The following is a 220-nucleotide window of genomic DNA, read 5'->3' as shown; positions in this document are numbered from 1 at the left end:
CTCCTTAGCTCAGTTGGTAGAGCGACGGACTGTTAATCCGCAGGTCGCTGGTTCGAGCCCAGCAGGAGGAGCCACTTACTAGAATTTCATATTAGTGAGATTCTATACAATGAAGAGTATTCTCTTCTAAGAAAAAGAATAAAAGTGTGCCGACTTAGCTCAGTAGGTAGAGCAACTGACTTGTAATCAGTAGGTCACCAGTTCGATTCCGGTAGTCGGC

The 220-nt window shown here is 45.5% G+C and carries 1 tRNA gene; it reads left to right on the top strand.

Annotated elements, in window-relative coordinates:
• Positions 1 to 148: 148 nt before the first annotated feature.
• Positions 149 to 220, top strand: a tRNA-Thr gene (locus ACVA54_RS19805).

It is taken from the genome of Vibrio sp. PNB23_22_6 (assembly GCF_052877535.1).
Note: the sequence above shows the minus strand (reverse complement) of the source record. Positions and strands in the feature narration are given on the sequence as shown.